The sequence below is a fragment of the Pseudomonas brassicacearum genome (assembly GCF_003732265.1).
GTDB lineage: Bacteria > Pseudomonadota > Gammaproteobacteria > Pseudomonadales > Pseudomonadaceae > Aquipseudomonas > Aquipseudomonas brassicacearum_D.
On the sequence record NZ_MOBK01000274.1, the window covers coordinates 583 to 877 of the forward strand.

Sequence of the window (295 nt, forward strand, 5' to 3'; positions counted from 1 at the left end):
TAAAAAGCCTCTATAAGTACGGAAACCGCTTTAACTTCGTCAACCTACTGGGTAGAAATGAATCTGTCATACGCAGCTTTCCAGCCTCACCTGAACAAGTTAAAAAATACATGGGCAATGTGAAATGAGACCCAAACTAAAGCACGAACTTCAACCAATTCGAGTGCCAAGCGGCTGGACAATAACAATCAACGACTTTTTTGAGGTTGAGTTAACCCCAGAAACTAACTACTGGTTCACCTGTTCAGTACTATTAGGCGGCGTAAGGCGTAGTACTGGGCACTGCTTCGATTCT